General features: G+C 62.5%; 13 protein-coding genes. 5 read left to right on the top strand and 8 right to left on the bottom strand.

Annotated features, from left to right (window positions below; genetic code table 11):
- The first annotated feature begins 213 nt into the window (after positions 1-213).
- The 4 genes from pgi to B2790_RS00390 all read left to right on the top strand — a co-directional run bounded on the left by pgi (position 214) and on the right by B2790_RS00390 (position 7,938).
- Entirely contained in the window at positions 214-1,878 is a 1,665-nt protein-coding gene (gene pgi / locus B2790_RS00375; protein WP_025340692.1) for a glucose-6-phosphate isomerase, read from the top strand.
- Positions 1,879-2,076: 198 nt separating this feature from the next.
- The gene (acs, locus tag B2790_RS00380; RefSeq protein ID WP_025340693.1) at positions 2,077-4,011 is read left to right on the top strand and encodes an acetate--CoA ligase; all 1,935 of its coding nucleotides are present in this window, start codon (positions 2,077-2,079) and stop codon (positions 4,009-4,011) included.
- Between the two features lie 42 nt (positions 4,012-4,053).
- Positions 4,054-4,923, top strand: coding sequence for an oxygenase MpaB family protein (locus B2790_RS00385; protein WP_025340694.1), 870 nt, complete (start codon positions 4,054-4,056; stop codon positions 4,921-4,923).
- Between the two features lie 78 nt (positions 4,924-5,001).
- Entirely contained in the window at positions 5,002-7,938 is a 2,937-nt protein-coding gene (locus B2790_RS00390) for a DUF748 domain-containing protein (protein ID WP_286918015.1), read from the top strand.
- Positions 7,939-8,059: 121 nt separating this feature from the next.
- Here B2790_RS00390 and B2790_RS00395 read toward each other — a convergent pair whose 3' ends face one another.
- Entirely contained in the window at positions 8,060-8,473 is a 414-nt protein-coding gene (locus B2790_RS00395) for a VOC family protein (RefSeq protein ID WP_010955354.1), read from the bottom strand.
- 60 nt (positions 8,474-8,533) lie between these two features.
- Between B2790_RS00395 and B2790_RS00400 the strand changes: the two genes are divergently transcribed.
- The gene (locus B2790_RS00400; protein ID WP_100413849.1) at positions 8,534-8,836 is read left to right on the top strand and encodes a putative quinol monooxygenase; all 303 of its coding nucleotides are present in this window, start codon (positions 8,534-8,536) and stop codon (positions 8,834-8,836) included.
- A gap of 78 nt (positions 8,837-8,914) precedes the next feature.
- Here the strand turns inward: B2790_RS00400 and B2790_RS00405 are convergent, their stop codons facing one another.
- The 7 genes from B2790_RS00405 to nusA form a co-directional block, all read right to left on the bottom strand.
- Positions 8,915-9,265, bottom strand: coding sequence for a BON domain-containing protein (locus B2790_RS00405; protein WP_013974282.1), 351 nt, complete (start codon positions 9,263-9,265; stop codon positions 8,915-8,917).
- 263 nt (positions 9,266-9,528) lie between these two features.
- On the bottom strand, positions 9,529-11,634 hold the full coding sequence (gene pnp / locus B2790_RS00410) for a polyribonucleotide nucleotidyltransferase (protein WP_075046423.1): 2,106 nt from the start codon (positions 11,632-11,634) through the stop codon (positions 9,529-9,531).
- A gap of 250 nt (positions 11,635-11,884) precedes the next feature.
- Positions 11,885-12,154 carry a 30S ribosomal protein S15 gene (gene rpsO, locus B2790_RS00415; protein ID WP_003249971.1) on the bottom strand — a complete coding sequence of 90 codons (270 nt, stop codon included), beginning with the start codon at positions 12,152-12,154 and terminating at the stop codon, positions 11,885-11,887.
- A gap of 147 nt (positions 12,155-12,301) precedes the next feature.
- Entirely contained in the window at positions 12,302-13,219 is a 918-nt protein-coding gene (truB, locus tag B2790_RS00420) for a tRNA pseudouridine(55) synthase TruB (RefSeq protein ID WP_013974284.1), read from the bottom strand.
- Between the two features lie 3 nt (positions 13,220-13,222).
- The gene (rbfA, locus tag B2790_RS00425; RefSeq protein WP_286918016.1) at positions 13,223-13,621 is read right to left on the bottom strand and encodes a 30S ribosome-binding factor RbfA; all 399 of its coding nucleotides are present in this window, start codon (positions 13,619-13,621) and stop codon (positions 13,223-13,225) included.
- Positions 13,622-13,737: 116 nt separating this feature from the next.
- Entirely contained in the window at positions 13,738-16,278 is a 2,541-nt protein-coding gene (gene infB / locus B2790_RS00430; RefSeq protein ID WP_075046424.1) for a translation initiation factor IF-2, read from the bottom strand.
- Positions 16,279-16,305: 27 nt separating this feature from the next.
- Complete coding sequence (gene nusA / locus B2790_RS00435) at positions 16,306-17,787, bottom strand: transcription termination factor NusA (RefSeq protein ID WP_003258062.1); 1,482 nt, start codon at positions 17,785-17,787, stop codon at positions 16,306-16,308.
- Positions 17,788-17,810: the final 23 nt, after the last annotated feature.

Genomic DNA, 17,810 nt, shown 5'->3' on the forward strand with positions numbered 1-17,810 from the left:
CGACCGCATCGGCCTCGAGCCACGCCCTATCCCTGTGGGAGCTGGCTTGCCGGCGATGAGGCCAGTACAGGCAATACAAGACAGTTGCCTCCCCCAAATTCCCCCGCCATACCCATTCCCTGCAAGTGGCCTTTGCCTATAATGGTGCCAGCCTGAACCCGGCAATGAGTGCCGTGTCCAAGGTCTCACCACGCACCAAGGGAACCCCGCGCAATGGCGTATTACCGTACACCCCACGATGTCACGGCCCTGCCCGCCTGGCAGGCGCTCCAGCAACACCGCGACGCCATGCAAGGCTTCAGCATGCGCGAAGCCTTCGCCGCCGATGCCAAGCGCTTCGACCAGTTCTCCCTGAGCTCCTGCGGCCTGTTCCTCGACTACTCGAAAAACCTGATCACCGAACAAAGCCGCGACCTGCTGGTGAACCTGGCCAACGAAGTGGGCCTGCAGGACGCCATCAAGTCGATGTTCAGTGGCGAAATCATCAACGCCTCCGAAGGCCGCCCGGTGCTGCACACCGCCCTGCGCCGGCCGGTGGGCGACAAGCTCAGCGTCAACGGCGTGAACGTGATGCCGGAAGTGCACAAGGTGCTCAACCAGATCACCGAACTGGTCGGCCGCATCCACGACGGCCTGTGGCGCGGCTACAGCGAAAAACCGATCACCGACGTGGTCAACATTGGCATCGGTGGCTCGTTCCTCGGCCCCGAGCTGGTCTCCGAGGCGCTGCTGCCCTACGCCCAGCGCGGCGTGCGCTGCCACTACCTGGCGAACATCGACGGCAGTGAGTTCCACGAGCTGTCGGCCAACCTGCGCGCCGAAACCACCCTGTTCATCGTCTCGTCGAAGTCGTTCAACACCCTCGAGACCCTGAAGAACGCCATGGCCGCGCGTACCTGGTACCTGGCCCAGGGCGGCTCGGAAGCCGAGCTGTACCGCCACTTCATCGCCGTTTCCAGCAACAAGGCCGCCGCCGTGGCCTTCGGCATCCGCGAAGAAAACATCTTCCCGATGTGGGACTGGGTGGGCGGGCGCTACTCGCTATGGTCGGCCATCGGCCTGCCGATCGCCCTGGCCATCGGTACCGCCAACTTCAAGGAACTGCTGTCCGGTGCCTACACCATGGACCAGCACTTCCAGACCGCGCCGTTCGAAAAGAACATGCCGGTACTGCTGGCCCTGCTGGGCGTTTGGTACGGCAACTTCTGGGGCGCACAGAGCCACGCGATCCTGCCGTACGACCACTACCTGCGCAACATCACCAAGCACCTGCAGCAGCTGGACATGGAGTCCAACGGCAAGAGCGTGCTGCAGGACGGCACCCCGGTGAAAACCGACACCGGCCCGGTGATCTGGGGCGGCGTCGGCTGCAACGGCCAGCATGCCTACCACCAGTTGCTGCACCAGGGCACCCAGCTGATTCCGGCCGATTTCATCGTGCCGGTGGTGAGCTTCAACCCGGTGGCCGACCATCACCAGTGGCTGTACGCCAACTGCCTGTCGCAGAGCCAGGCGCTGATGCTGGGCAAGACCCGCGAGGAAGCCGAAGCCGAGCTGCGTGGCAAAGGCCTGAACGAAGCGGACATCGAAAAGCTGGCCCCGCACAAGGTCATCCCCGGCAACCGCCCGAGCAATACCCTGGTGGTGGAGCGCATCAGCCCACGCCGCCTGGGCGCGCTGGTGGCGATGTACGAGCACAAGGTCTTCGTACAGAGCGTGATCTGGGGCATCAACGCCTTCGACCAGTGGGGCGTGGAGCTGGGCAAGGAGCTGGGCAAGGGCGTTTACCAACGCCTTGTCGGCAGCCTGGAAGACAGCGCTGAAGATGGCTCTACCCAAGGCCTGATCAACTACTTCCGCGGCCGTCACCGCGGTTGATCTGAAACCTTCGCCAGCTTCTTCGCGGGCTCGCCCGCTCCCACAGGTACCGCACAGGCCTCAAGAACTGTTCAATACCTGTGGGAGCGGGCGAGCCCGCGAAGAGGCCGGCACAGGTTGAACACCTCTCCCAGCTACACTGTCCTATCGAATAGCCGTTGCAGTCCATCGCCCCTTACAAGAGCAGGACCACCCGCCATGTTCGATATCCGCAACTACCCCCAGGCCCTGGCCGTCAGCCAGTCCGCCGCCCTCACCCCCGACGAGTACCGCCGCCTCTACCGCCAGTCGGTTGATGACCCCGACACCTTCTGGGCCGAACAGGCCAAGCGCCTGGATTGGATAAAACCCTGGTCGAGCGTGCAGCAATGCGACCTGAAGACCGGCAGCGCCCGCTGGTTCGACGGCGCCCAGCTCAACGTCAGCTACAACTGCATCGACCGCCACCTGGCCCGACGCGGCGAACAGACCGCCCTGCTGTGGGAAGGCGACGATCCCAAGGATTCCAAGGCCATCACCTACCGCGAACTGCACCGCCAGGTCTGCCGCCTGGCCAATGCGCTGAAAGCACGCGGGGTGAAGAAAGGCGACCGGGTGTGCATCTACATGCCGATGATCCCCGAGGCCGCCTTCGCCATGCTTGCCTGCACCCGCATCGGTGCCATCCACTCGGTGGTGTTCGGCGGCTTCTCGCCCGATGCCCTGCGCGACCGTATCCTCGATGCCGACTGCCGTACGGTGATCACCGCCGATGAAGGCGTGCGCGGCGGCAAACGCATCCCGCTGAAACAGAACGTCGACAAGGCCCTGGCCAGCTGCCCCGCGGTCAGCAGCGTATTCGTGGTGCGCCGCACCGGCGGCGATGTCGCCTGGGCCGAAGGCCGTGACCTCTGGTACCACGAGGCAACGGAAAAGGCCGGCGACGACTGCGCTCCCGAGCCGATGGGCGCCGAAGATCCGCTGTTCATCCTCTACACCTCCGGCAGCACCGGCAAACCCAAAGGCGTGCTGCACACTACCGGCGGCTACCTGCTGCAGGCCACCCTCACCTTCAAGGTGGTGTTCGACTACCGTGACGGCGAGGTGTTCTGGTGCACCGCCGATGTCGGCTGGGTCACCGGCCACAGCTACATCGTCTATGGCCCGCTGGCCAATGGCGCGATCTCGCTGATGTTCGAAGGCGTGCCCAACTACCCGGACACCTCGCGCTTCTGGCAAGTGGTGGACAAGCACCAGGTGAACATCTTCTACACCGCCCCGACTGCCCTGCGCGCGCTGATGCGCGAAGGCTCCGCGCCGCTGCAAAACACTTCACGCCAGAGCCTGCGCCTGCTGGGCAGCGTCGGCGAGCCGATCAACCCCGAAGCCTGGGAGTGGTATTTCGAGGAAGTCGGGCAAAAGCGCTGCCCCATCGTCGATACCTGGTGGCAGACCGAAACCGGCGGCATCATGCTCACCCCGTTGCCCGGCTCGCAGTCGCTCAAGCCCGGCTGTGCCACCCAGCCCATGTTCGGCGTACAACCAGTGCTGCTGGACGAAAAGGGCAAGCTCATCGAAGGCCCCGGTGCCGGCCTGCTGGTGATCAAGGCCAGCTGGCCCGGGCAGATCCGTAGCGTCTATGGCGACCATCAGCGCATGGTCGACACCTACTTCAAGCCGATGCCCGGCTATTACTTCACCGGCGACGGTGCCCGCCGCGATGCCGATGGTGACTACTGGATCACCGGGCGTATCGATGACGTGATCAACGTTTCCGGCCACCGTATCGGTACCGCCGAAGTGGAAAGCGCGCTGGTGCTGCATGACAGCGTCGCCGAAGCGGCGGTGGTCGGTTACCCCCACGACCTCAAGGGCCAGGGCGTTTATGCCTTCGTCACGCCCATGAATGGCGTAACGCCGGACGACGCGCTCAAGGCCGAGTTGCTGGCCCTGGTCAGCAAGGAAATCGGCAGTTTCGCCAAGCCCGAGCTGATCCAGTGGGCCCCGGCGCTGCCCAAGACGCGCTCAGGCAAGATCATGCGGCGTATACTGCGCAAGATCGCCTGCAACGAACTCGACAACCTGGGCGATACCTCGACCCTGGCCGACCCAAGTGTGGTGCAGGGCCTGATCGACAAACGCCTCAACCAGTAACCGGCGGCCGCTGTTCATGGCCGCCCTGAACCACAGGTCGCCATGGAAGCCCTTCGCCGCCGCATCGAAACCCAGGTCATGAGCCTTACCGGGCTGGCCCTCGGCCAGCTCGACCTGGAATCGCCCAAGGGCGACCCCGGCCTGTTCGGCCCGCACAGCATCAGCTGGCGGGTACATGGCGACTTCCCGAGCATGCTGGTCGGTGGCATCAGCGCCCTCATGCTGCAATTGCTGCACCCGCTGGCCCTGGCCGGGGTGTGGGACCATTCCAACTTCCGTGAAGACCTGCTCGGCCGCCTGCGCCGCACCAGCCAATTCATCTCCGGCACCACCTTCGGCGCCACCCGCGATGCCGAGTGGCTGATCGACAAGGTGCGCACCATCCACCTGCAGGTGACCGGCACCGCGCCGGATGGCCGCCCATATGCGGCCAGCGACCCGGACCTGCTGACCTGGGTGCATGTGGCGGAAGTCAGCAGCTTCCTCGCCGCCCACCTGCGTTACCGCAACCCGCACCTTGCGCGCGCCGAGCAGGATGCCTACTACGCAGAGATCGCGCTGATTGCCGAGCGCCTTGGCGCCCGCGACGTGCCGCGCTCGTGCCAGCAAGTCGAGGACTACCTGCAGCGCATGCGGCCGCAGTTGCACTGCGACGCCCGCAGTCATGAGGTGGTCAGCATCCTGCTCGATGCCCCCGCCCCCAGCCGCCTGGCACAGCCGGTGGGCAAGCTGATGCTGCACGCCGGCATCGACCTGCTGCCGGCCTGGGCCCAGGCCATGCTCGACCTGCAGCACGGCCCGTTGCAGCGGCGCATGATCCGCCTGGGCCTGCAACGCACCGCGCCGATATTGCGCTGGGCGATGCGCGACGGCTCGGCGCATCGGGCCAAACGGCGCATGGGTATCGAATGAGGTCAGATGGTCGCCTCAGCGGAACTGATTTAACGTGCCATACTCCAAGCTCTCCTGCTTAGACAGACGAAGCGACACATGTACAAAGGATTGACTCGCGCCGCTGGCGCACTGCTGGCCCTCGTAGCCCTCTACAGCCTTCTCGGCTTTTTCGTTCTCCCCGGTGTCGCGCTGCGCATCGCCAACCAGCAGTTGGCCCAGTACGCGACCGTGCCTGCCCACCTCGAACGGATCGAGCTCAACCCCTTCAGCCTCGAGCTGACACTGTGGGGCCTGCAGATCGGCGAGCCGGGCAAGGAGCAGGTCGGCTTCGAGCGGCTGTACGCCAACCTCTCGCTCGACAGCCTGTGGAGCGGTGCCCTGCACCTGGACGCAGTGGAACTGGTCAAGCCACGCAACGAAGTGCTGTTCGCCAAGGACGGTACCCTCAACCTGACCCGCCTGTTCAAGCTGCCAGCCAGCGAAGCCAAGCCCGACGAGCCGCCCAGCGACCCGTTCCCGCTACGCATCGGCAGCATCAAGCTCAGCGACGGCTACCTGCACTTCGAGGACCTGCGCCCGAGCGAGCCGATCGAGTTCCTCTACGACAACATGAACCTGGAGCTGAAAAACCTCAGCACCCTGCCCAACGACAATGCCGACATGACCCTGGTGGCCATCGGCCCCAACGGCGGGCGTATCGACTGGAAAGGTACCCTGAGCCTGGCGCCGATCGCCTCTGAAGGCACACTGAAGATCACCGAAGGCAAGATGAAGGCATTCTGGCCCTATGTGCGCGATGCCGTGCCACTGGTGCTGGAAGAGGGCGTGGTCAGCCTCGACACCCACTACAAGCTCAACCTTGCCAAACAGACCGAACTGTTGCTGGACAACGCGTCGGTGCGCATCGCCCCGTTTGCCATCAAGGCCCCGGATGGCCGCCCGCTGGCACGCCTGGCCAGCCTGGAAGTAAGCGAAACCTCGGTCGACCTGGTCAAGCAGCTGGTAACCGTGGGCAAGATCCGCAGCGAAAAACTGGAAACCTGGGCTGCGCTGGAAAAGGACGGCCAGCTTGACTGGCAGAAGCTGTTCGCCAGCCAGCCGGCCGAGGCCACGCCGAAGGAAAAGGCCGAGCCGGCAGCCGCCGAACCCACGCCCGAACAGCAAGCCGCCAAGGAGCCGAGCAAACCCTGGCAGGTACTGCTCAAGGATGTGCAACTGCGTAACTACCTGGTGCACCTGGCAGACCGTACCCAGAAGGAGCCGGTGGCCCTCGACGTCGGCCCGCTCAACGCCGACCTGCAAGGTTTCGACAGCCTCAACAAGTCGCCCTTCACCCTCAAGCTCGATACCGGCGTGGGCAAGCAAGGCAAACTGCAGGCGGCCGGCCAGGTCAACCTGGCGCCCATCTGGGCCAAGCTGGACGTGAGCACCCGCGACATCGACCTGCGAGTGGCCCAGGCCTATATCAGCCCGTTCATCCTGCTGGAGCTACGCAGCGGCATGCTCGCCAGCGACCTCAAGGTCGACCTGAAGAACACCGCACCGCTGGCCTTCAGCGTTACCGGCAAGGCACAGGTCAGCCAGCTGCACACCCTCGACACCATCAAAAGCCGTGACTTCGTCAAATGGCAGCAGGTGAACGTCGACGGCCTGTCCTACGTGCACGGCGATGCGCTGTCGATCGACAAGGTGACTCTGCTGCAACCCTATGCGCGCTTCATCATCAACGAGGACCGCACCACCAACATCAACGACCTGCTGATCCCGCAGCCGGCCGGCGCCCCGGCGACCAGCCAGGCCAAGCCGGCCTCCGCCGGCAACGACAAGCCGCTGGGCATCCACATCGGCCAGATCGACATCAACGACGGCTCGGCCAACTTCGCCGACCTGTCCCTCACCCCCAACTTCGCCACGGCCATCCAGCAGCTGAACGGCCGGATCGGCACCATCGACAATCGCAAGCCGGTGCCGGCCAAGGTCGACGTCAAGGGCAAGGTCGACCGCTACGCGCCGGTCACCATCAAAGGCGCCCTCAACCCGTTCAACCCGCTGGCCAGCCTGGATATCGCCACCAGCTTCAAGCGGGTCGAGCTGACCACACTCACACCCTACTCCGGCAAGTTCGCCGGCTTCCGTATCCGCAAGGGCCGGCTCAACCTCGACCTGCATTACCTGATCACCAATGGCCAGCTGAAGGCCGAGAACAAGGTGGTGGTTGAGCAGTTGCAGTTGGGCGAGAAGGTCGACAGCCCGGACGCAGTGGACCTCCCTATCCGCCTGGCGGTGGCACTCCTGAAGGATACCGAAGGCAAGATCTCGATCGAGCTGCCAGTATCCGGAGACCTCAACAACCCGCAGTTCAGCGTGATGCCGATCGTCTGGCAAACCCTGCGCAACCTGGTGTTGCGTGCGGCGCAAGCGCCGTTCAAGTTCATTGGCGGGCTGGTTGCCGGCGGTGGCTCGGAAGATCTGGGCAATGTGTCCTTCGCCCCGGGCTCCAGCGAGCTTAGTGGCGACGCCCAGGCATCGTTGGACAAATTGGCGTCGGCCCTGAAGGAACGCCCGGAGCTGCGCCTGGAAATCGAAGGCACCAGCGCCCAGGCCAGCGACGGCCCGCTGATCGCCCAGCAGCGCTTGGAGCGTGAGTACCAGGCCACCTGGTACAAGATCCTGCAGCGCCGCGGTGACAAGGTGCCGGCCAATGCCTCGATGCTGGTGGTCGACGACAGCGAAAAACCGGCGATGCTCGAAGGCATCTACCGTAACCGCCTGAAGCAACAGCCGCCTGCGGAATGGGAGCAACTGGGCCGCGACGAGCGCACCGCCAAGCTGCGCGAGGCGGTGATCAAGTCCTGGGCCGAAAGTACTGCGCTGCTGCGCACACTTGGCCAGGAGCGGGCCAGCAGCATCAAGGATTACCTGGTGGACAAAGGCCAGCTGGAAGATGACCGGGTGTACTTCATCGATACCAGTCTGGGCCAGGCCGAGAGCGATGGTCGGGTGGTGACGCCGATGCATCTGGATGCCGAGTAACTTCTACTAGCAGGTCTGGCCTCTTCGCGGGTAAACCCGCTCCCACAAGGTATGCGCCGGCCTTGAGCTGTGCGCGATCCCTGTGGGAGCGGGCAAGCCCGCGAAGAGGCCGGTACAGGCCTCACACCAACCGCTGCCCCGACACCGCCGGGTGGTACAACGGCTGCACCTTGTTCCCTGCCGGGTCCAGCAGGTGGAAGCTGCGCGCCCCGTCACCATGGTTGAACGGCCGGTCCAGCAGGGTCACGCCATGTGCCTTGAAATACTGGTACCAGGCCTCAAGCTCTTCAACGCTATCGACGATGAATCCGTAGTGGTCCAGGGTCTGCAAACCATTGGCCGCCCCTGCCCCGCGCCCCAGCGACAGGTTGTCGTTACCACAGGTCAGATACACCAGGTCTTCGTTGGCACGGTTAAGCACCTCCATACCCAGCACATCGACGTAGAAGCGTTCGCACTCCTCCAGGTTGGGCACCAACAAGGCGATATGGCGCAGGCCGTTCAGGCGACCAGGGCGTGCAGGCAATTCGGACATTGGCGAAGCTCCATTTTTGTATACAATTCACAGTAGAATTTAAAACAAAAGGAGAGCCTTGTGTATAGCCTGTTCATCAAGACCCGAGTGAAGCCCGGTTGCGCCGAGGATTTTCTCACTGCGATCAAGGTCAATGCCGCAGCCTCAGTCGCCACTGAACCTGGTTGCCTGGCATTCGATGTGTCGCAAGACCGGGTCGACCCGGAGGTGATCTACCTGTACGAGATCTACCGCGACGATGCAGCCTATGAAGCGCATACCCAGACCGCGCACTTTCGCGATAGCCGGCCATTGGTCGAGCCGCTGATCGTCGAGCAGGAATGCTTCGAGAGTGATGTGATTGCGCGTAATCCGGTGTACTAGCCACCAATGAAAAGCCCCGGCAAATAGCCGGGGCTCGGAGCGAAGGTGGCCAAATCCGTTTGGCCGACGGGACATTCCTTATTCGGCTTTCAGGCCGTCAGACATGACGCTTTTCACGCCTTTGATGTTCTTGGTGATGCGTACTGCTTCTTCTTTCTGGGATTGAGTGATCGCCACGTCAGACGACAGCGAGACGACGCCTTGGCTGGTCTCGACTTTGATGTCGCTGCCTGGAATACCTTTTTCAGTCAGCAGGTCCGCTTTCACCTTGGTAGTGATCCAGGTGTCGGAACCTTCCTGCTTGGCGTTATCCACGGTGTTGGCAGCCAACATGACTGGAGCCTGGGTTGGCTCCGCAGCGAATGCGCCGTTAGCCATGGTCAGGGTCAGGGCGGTAGCAGTAGCGGCAGCAATGGCGAACTTCTTCATGTGAGTCACTCCTGTTTTTCGAAAGGTCTGCGCCGTATGTCCTGGCGTCAGATATGAAGGTAGTTGCACGCGCTGTGCCAGATTTTCCGCTTCGCTTGTTTCCTTTAAAATCAATAAGTTAGCGAAAAACCAGCATTCCCGTCGTCGTGCATTTTGCAATCTGCACGGTAAACCTGCATGCAAGATGCAAGTCCGCAAAAGGTTCCCTTTCGCCCATGAAAAAAGGGCCCCGAAGGGCCCTTTTCCTCTTGCGTGGCAGTCGCTTAGACGCCCGAGGCCTTGGCCGCGGCAACGTCCTTGATCGACAGCTTGATACGACCGCGGTTGTCCACGTCCAGTACCAGTACTTCGACTTCCTGGCCTTCTTTCAGGATGTCGGTGACTTTCTCGACGCGAGCATCGCTCAGCATGGAGATGTGCACCAGGCCGTCCTTGCCAGGCAGGATGTTGACGAAGGCACCGAAGTCGACGATGCGCTCGACCTTGCCGACGTAGATCTTGCCGATCTCGGCCTCGGCGGTGATGCCCAGGATGCGCTGCTTGGCAGCCTCTGCCGCTTCCTTGGTTTCGCCGAAGATCTTGATCGAGCCGTCGTCTTCGATGTCGATCGAAGCCTTGGTCTCTTCGCAGATGGCGCGAATGGTGGCACCACCTTTACCGATGACGTCACGGATCTTGTCGGTGTCGATCTTCATCGCGATCATGGTCGGGGCGTTGGCCGACAGCTCGCTACGCGACTGGGCGATGATCTGGTTCATCTGGCCGAGGATGTTCAGGCGCGCTTCCAGGGCCTGGCCCAGGGCGATTTCCATGATCTCTTCGGTGATGCCGTTGATCTTGATGTCCATCTGCAGCGCAGTAACACCCTTGGCGGTACCGGCTACCTTGAAGTCCATGTCGCCCAGGTGGTCTTCGTCACCCAGGATGTCGGTCAGGACGGCGAACTTGTCACCTTCCTTGACCAGGCCCATGGCGATACCGGCAACCGGTGCCTTCATCGGTACACCGGCGTCCATCAGGGCCAGGGAAGCACCACAGACCGAAGCCATGGAGCTGGAACCGTTGGATTCGGTGATTTCCGATACCACGCGGATGGTGTACGGGAAGTCGCTGTCGCTCGGCAACATGGCCTGCACGCCACGACGGGCCAAGCGGCCGTGGCCGATTTCACGACGACCGGCGCCGCCCATGCGGCCGCACTCACCCACCGAGAACGGCGGGAAGTTGTAGTGCAGCATGAACGGGTCTTTCTTCTCGCCTTCCAGGGTGTCCAGCAGCTGGGCGTCACGGGCAGTACCCAGGGTCGCGACGACCAGGGCCTGGGTTTCGCCACGGGTGAACAGCGCCGAACCGTGGGTCTTCGGCAATACGCCGACTTCGATGTTCAGCGGGCGCACGGTGCGGGTGTCACGGCCGTCGATACGCGGTTTGCCGTTGACGATGTTCTCGCGGACGGTGCGGTATTCCAGCTCGCCGAAGATGTCCTTGATGGCGCTGGCGGACGGGCCGGTCTCTTCGTTGCTCAGACGGGCAACAGCCTCGTCGCGCAGCTGGCCCAGGCGGTTGTAACGGTCAGCCTTCTGGGTGATGGTGTAGGCCTGCGAAACGGCTTCGCCGAACTCGCCACGCACCAGGTTCATCAGCTCGACGTTGGCTGGGGCTGGCTGCCAGTCCCAGGTCGGCTTGCCGGCTTCGGCGGCCAGTTCCTTGACGGCCTGGATCACGGCCTGGAATTCGTCGTGGGCGAACAGTACGGCGCCCAGCATCTGGTCTTCGGTCAGCTCTTTGGCTTCCGATTCAACCATCAGTACAGCGTCGGAGGTACCGGCAACGACCATGTCCAGGCTCGAGGCAGCCAGTTGCTCGTAGGTCGGGTTCAGCAGGTAGCCGGTGCTTTCGTGGAAGGCAACGCGAGCGGCGCCGATCGGGCCTTCGAACGGAATGCCGGAAATGGCCAGGGCAGCCGAGGTACCGATCATCGCAGCGATGTCCGGGTCGGTCTTCTTGCTGGTGGAAACCACGGTGCAGACTACCTGCACTTCGTTCATGAAGCCTTCCGGGAACAGCGGACGGATCGGACGGTCGATCAGGCGCGAGGTCAGGGTCTCTTTCTCGGAAGGACGGCCTTCACGCTTGAAGAAGCCACCCGGGATCTTGCCGGCGGCGTAGGTCTTTTCCTGGTAGTGGACCGACAGCGGGAAGAAACCCTTGCCTGGATCAGCCTGTTTGGCGCCTACCACAGTCACCAGCACGGTGACGTCGTTGTCGACGGTCACCAGCACGGCGCCGGTTGCCTGACGGGCAATACGACCCGTTTCGAGAGTAACGGTCGATTGACCGAACTGGAAAGTCTTGATTACCGGGTTCACGGTTTCCTACCTTTTTCAGTGGCTCTTGGGGGAACTGGTTTCTTGCGAATTCTTGGGCAGAACGGGGAATCGGCCCCATTGACCGTCCAGATACAACACGAGGCTGGGAGCCTGGCACCAAGCGGAAAATCCGCTCAGCATTGCCAGGCTGCCAACCTCGGAGATACGCGTGGCGTGTCCAACGGCAGCACTGCAAAACAGCCCTGCCGAAGCCTGCGACACGCCATGCACACCACTGGCCAGGCCGCTATTAGCGACGCAGACCCAGGCGACCGATCAGGGCGCTGTAACGAGTGGTGTCTTTGCCCTTCAGGTAGTCCAGCAGCTTACGACGCTGGTTGACCATACGAATCAGACCACGACGGGAGTGGTGGTCTTTGTCGTTGGCCTTGAAGTGGCCTTGCAGCTTGTTGATGTTGGCGGTCAGCAGAGCAACCTGCACTTCCGGGCTACCGGTATCGCCGGCGGCTTGCTGGTATTCGGCAACGATCTGAGCTTTTTCTTCAACGCTGAGGGCCATTTGGCTTCTCCTGATAACGGATCCCGCATGCGGGGTCCAATAGGCCAGGGACAAATCCCTGTATTAATAAAAAAGGTGTGACCGTGCCTACTGACAGCCACCCTTGGTGCCGTGGGGCCTGGCAACTGCCTGACCCCGCGGTTTCGGTCATTCCGACCGAATCAGCCGACGCGGCGCAATGCGCCCGTCTTCGCTCACTTCACCGATACCGATGAAGCGTGCATTGTGATCCTGTACCCGGACCATGCCAAATTGTGGCGCGTCCGGCGCGCGTACCGCCTGCCCATGCAGCCAGTAGAACGCACTGTGTTCGGACAGGCACACCAGCGGCCAGTCCTGCAGGCCGCTGTCCGAGGGCATGAGGAAGCGGTCGAGCGCTTCGTTGCCGCCTTCGGCGTGGGCCTGTTCGAGTTCCTCGAGGGTGACCGTCTGTGCCAGCGCGAAAGGCCCGGCCTGGGTCCTGCGCAGCTCGGCGACATAGGCGCCGCAGCCAAGGGCCTCGCCGATATCCTCCACCAGGGTGCGGATATAGGTGCCTTTGCTGCATCCTACGCTCAGCCGTGCACGGGTGCCTTCGCACTCGAGCAACTCCAAGCGGCCAATAGTAACAGAACGCGCCTCGCGCTCCACTACCTCTCCTGCACGTGCCAGCTTGTACAGCGGCTGGCCGTCACGCTTGAGCGCCGAGTACATCGGCGGTATCTGGCTGATCTGGCCACGAAAACGCGGCAGCAGGGCCTCGATGTCGGCGCGACCAACGGTCACCTCGCGGGTCTGCAGCACCTCACCTTCGGCATCACCGGTGTTGGTAGTCTGCCCCATTTGCATGACCGTTTCGTAGCCCTTGTCGGAATCGAGCAGGTACTGCGAAAACTTGGTCGCTTCGCCGAAGCACAGCGGCAGCACGCCGGTTGCCAGCGGGTCGAGGCTGCCGGTATGGCCGGCCTTTTCCGCATTGAGCAGCCAGCGCACCTTTTGCAGGGCGGCGTTGGAGGTGAAGCCCAGCGGCTTGTCGAGCAGGATGATGCCGCTGACGTTGCGGCGGATACGTTTGACCTGGGCCACCGCTTACTCCTCGGCGTCCAGCTTGTCGGCATCCTTGTGCAGACGGTCTTCGGCGACCGCGCGCTCGATCAGTGCCGACAGGTGGACACCGCGGCTGACGCTTTCGTCGAAGTGGAAATGCAGTTGCGGCACGCTGCGCAGTTGCATCGAGCGGCCCAGGTGCAGGCGCAGGAAGCTGGCGGCGCTGTTCAGGGCCTTGAGCGACTGCTGCACTGCGTCTGGCGTTTCTTCGCCCATGACGGTGATGAAGACCTTGGCATGGCCTAGGTCGCGGCTGACATCCACAGCGGTGATGGTGACCAGACCGACGCGGGGGTCCTTGACTTCACGGCGGATCAGCTCGGCCAGCTCGCGCTGCATCTGATCACCGATACGTTGGGTACGGCTGTATTCTTTGGCCATTCTTGCTACCTGTAACTTAAAGCGGCAAACGCCCGGTCAGGCTGATGCCTGACCGGGCGCTACCTACTGAGGCACTGCCCACCGCCCTGCGGCGGGGGCTGGCGCCCTGCTCACCCTTAAAGGGTACGAGCAACCTGGACTTTCTCGAAGACTTCGATCTTGTCGCCGACCTTGACGTCGTTGTAGCTCTTCACGCCAATACCGCACTCCATGCCGTTACGCACTTCGGAGGCGTCGTCCTTGAAGCGACGCAGCGACTCCAGTTCGCCTTCGAAGATAACAACGTCTTCGCGCAGTACGCGGATCGGACGGTTGCGGTACACGGTACCCTCGATGACCATACAGCCAGCGATGGCGCCGAACTTCGGCGAACGGAACACGTCACGTACTTCGGCGACACCCAGGATGTTCTCGCGAACATCGCTGCCGAGCATGCCGGTCAGAGCCTTCTTGACGTCTTCGATGATGTCGTAGATCACGTTGTAGTAACGCATATCCAGACCTTCCTGCTCGACGATCTTGCGCGCGCCGGCATCGGCACGCACGTTGAAGCCGAACAGTACTGCATTCGAAGCCAGCGCCAGGTTGGCGTCGCTTTCGGTGATACCACCGACGCCGCCACCGATCACGCGCACCTGAACTTCGTCGTTGCCCAGGCCCGACAGCGAACCCTGCAGTGCTTCCAGGGAACCACGCACGTCGGTCTTGAGGACGATGTTGAGGGTCTTCTTCTCTTCCTGACCCATGGTCTCGAAGATGTTTTCCAGCTTGCCGGCGTGAGCACGGGCCAGCTTGACCTCGCGGTACTTGCCTTGACGGAACAGGGCAACCTCACGGGCCTTCTTCTCGTCGGCAACCACGGACAGCTCGTCACCGGCTTCCGGGGTACCGTCCAGGCCGAGGATTTCGACCGGGATCGACGGGCCGGCTTCCTTCACAGGCTTGCCGTTCTCGTCGAGCATGGCGCGCACGCGGCCATAGTTGGAACCGCACAGGACCATGTCGCCCTGACGCAGGGTACCGTCCTGAACCAGGATGGTCGCCACCGGGCCACGGCCCTTGTCCAGGCGAGATTCGACAACCACGCCACGACCTGGAGCGGTCGGGGTAGCGGTCAGCTCGAGGATCTCGGCCTGTAGCAGGACAGCTTCGAGCAGTTCGTCGACGCCGGTACCCATCTTCGCCGAAACCTTGACGAACGGAGTGTCACCACCCCAGTCCTCGGAGGTCACGCCTTCGACGGCCAGTTCGTTGCGGATGCGATCGATGTCGGCACCCGGCTTGTCGATCTTGTTCACCGCAACTACCAGCGGAACGCCAGCTGCCTTGGCATGCTGAACGGCTTCGCGGGTTTGCGGCATCACGCCGTCGTCCGCTGCCACCACCAGGATGACGATGTCGGTAGCCTTGGCACCACGGGCACGCATTGCGGTGAACGCAGCGTGGCCTGGGGTATCGAGGAAGGTGACCATGCCGCGGTCGGTTTCCACGTGGTAGGCACCGATGTGCTGGGTAATACCACCGGCTTCGCCAGCGGCAACCTTGGCACGACGGATGTAGTCGAGCAGCGAGGTCTTGCCGTGGTCAACGTGACCCATGACGGTAACGACCGGCGCACGCGATTCGACTTCACCTTCGAACTTCAGCGATTCGGCCAGGGAGTCTTCCAGGGCGGTATCGCTGACCAGGGTCACTTTGTGGCCCAGTTCTTCGGCGACCAGCTGAGCGGTTTCCTGGTCGAGCACCTGGTTGATGGTGACCGGGGTACCCAGCTTGAACATGAACTTGACCACTTCAGCGGCCTTGACCGACATCTGTTGGGCCAGTTCCGAGACGGTGATGGTCTCGCCGATGGTCACGTCACGGATGACTGGACCGGTCGGGTTCTGGAAGCCGTGCTGGTTGCGCTTCTTCAGCTTGCTCTTGCCACCGCGGCCACGGCGTACGCCATCGCTCTCTTCATCGGTGGTGCGCGGTGCGGCACGAGGAGTCGGAGCCTTTTCCTTCTCCTTGACCTTGACCTTGATCGACACGCGCGGGGCCTCGCCACGACGCTCGCCACCACGACGGTCTTCGTCACGGGTGCGGCCTTCGTTGCGACGGGCTTCGTCCTTCTTGCGCTCGGCAGCACGGGCTGCGGCGTCTTCGGACGCCGGGGCATCGGCAACTACCGGGGCCGGGGCAGCGGCAGGCGCCGCCTCTGGCTTGGCGGCAGGCGCAGGGGCTGCAGCAGCGGTATCGGCGGCCTGACGGCGAGCCTGCTCTTCGTTGCGCTGGCGAACTTCGGCCTCGACCTTCTCGCGAGCGGCATTTTCAGCCGCGCGGCGCTCTTCCAGTTCACGCTTCTGCTCAGCCTGGATTTCTTCCGGGCTGCGCTGCACGAATACTTTCTTCTTGCGTACTTCTACGCTGATGCTCTTGCTACCGGCGACACGCAGGGTGCTGGTGGTTTTGCGCTGCAAGGTAATCTTGCGCGGTTCTTCCGCCTTGCTCTTGTGGCTGCTCTTCAAATGAGTCAGCAAGGTCTGCTTCTCATTGTCGGTCACTACCTGACCGGCGTCGGTGTGCGGCAGACCTGCCTCACGCATCTGCTGCAGCAGGCGCTCTACCGGTGCCTCGACCTCTTGGGCCAGTTCTTTCACCGTGACTTGCGTCATGCACTTCTCTCCTCAGGCCGCGCCTAATTACTCGAACCAGTGGGCTCGGGCGGCCATGATCAACTTGCCGGCACGCTCTTCGTCGATGCCGTCGATGTCGAGCAGATCGTCGATCGACTGCTCGGCCAGGTCTTCGCGGTTAACCACGCCGCGCACCGCCAGTTCCGCCGCCAGGTCCTTGTCCATGCCCTCGAGGGAGAGCAGGTCGTCAGCCGGATGGGCGTCTGCCAGTTTTTCTTCGGTAGCGATGGCCTTGGTCAACAAACGGTCCTTGGCTCGAGCGCGGAGCTCGTTGACGATATCTTCGTCAAAGCCATCGATGTTGAGCATTTCTTCCAACGGTACGTAGGCAATTTCTTCGAGGCTGGTGAAGCCTTCGTCGACCAGCACTTGGGCCAGCTCCTCGTCGACTTCCAGTTCATCGATGAAATTGCGCAGGATGTCACCGGTTTCGGCCTGCTGCTTGGCCTGGATGTCCTTCTCGGTCATCACGTTCAGGGTCCAGCCGGTCAGCTGACTGGCCAGGCGAACGTTCTGACCGCCACGACCAATGGCCTGGGCCAGGTTGTCCTCGGCAACGGCGATGTCCATGGCATGGGCATCTTCATCAACGATGATCGCCGCGACTTCAGCCGGCGACATGGCGTTGATGACAAACTGCGCCGGGTTATCGTCCCACAGGACGATATCCACACGCTCACCACCCAGCTCCCCGGATACGGCCTGGACGCGCGAACCACGCATGCCGATGCAGGCGCCTTGCGGGTCGATGCGCTTGTCCTTGGAGCGGACGGCGATCTTGGCTCGCGAACCCGGATCACGGGAGGCAGCCATGACTTCGATGAGGCCTTCGGCAATTTCCGGCACTTCGATGCGGAAAAGCTCGATCAGCATCTGTGGCGCAGTGCGCGACAGGATCAGCTGAGGGCCACGGTTCTCGGTGCGAATTTCCTTGAGCAGCGCACGCAGGCGCACGCCAACACGGAAGGTCTCACGCGGAATGATGTCTTCGCGGGCCAGCAGGGCCTCGGCGTTGTTGCCCAGGTCAACGATGACGTTGTCGCGGGTAACCTTTTTGACGGTGCCGGAGATGATCTCGCCAACGCGCTCGCGGTAGGCATCGACCACCTGGGCACGCTCGGCCTCACGGACCTTCTGCACGATGACCTGCTTGGCGGTCTGGGCGGCAATACGACCGAACTCGATGGACTCGATCTTCTCTTCGATCACGTCACCGACCTTGGCTTCAGGGTGGGTTTCGTGAATCTTGCTCAACCAGGTCTCGATCGCCGGATCATCAAGATCGGCTTCGTCGACCACGGTCCAGCGACGGAAGGTCTCGTAGCTACCGGTGTGGCGGTTGATTTCCACACGCAGGTCGACTTCGTCTTCAAAACGTTTTTTGGTTGCAGTGGCCAGTGCCACTTCCAGCGCTTCGAAAATGACGCCGGGCGGTACACCTTTTTCGTTGGATACCGATTCAACAACCAGCAGTACTTCTTTGCTCATCGTACGCCTCGCCTTGCGCAAGC

The sequence above is a fragment of the Pseudomonas sp. UBA6753 genome (assembly GCF_002453565.1).
GTDB lineage: Bacteria > Pseudomonadota > Gammaproteobacteria > Pseudomonadales > Pseudomonadaceae > Aquipseudomonas > Aquipseudomonas putida_Z.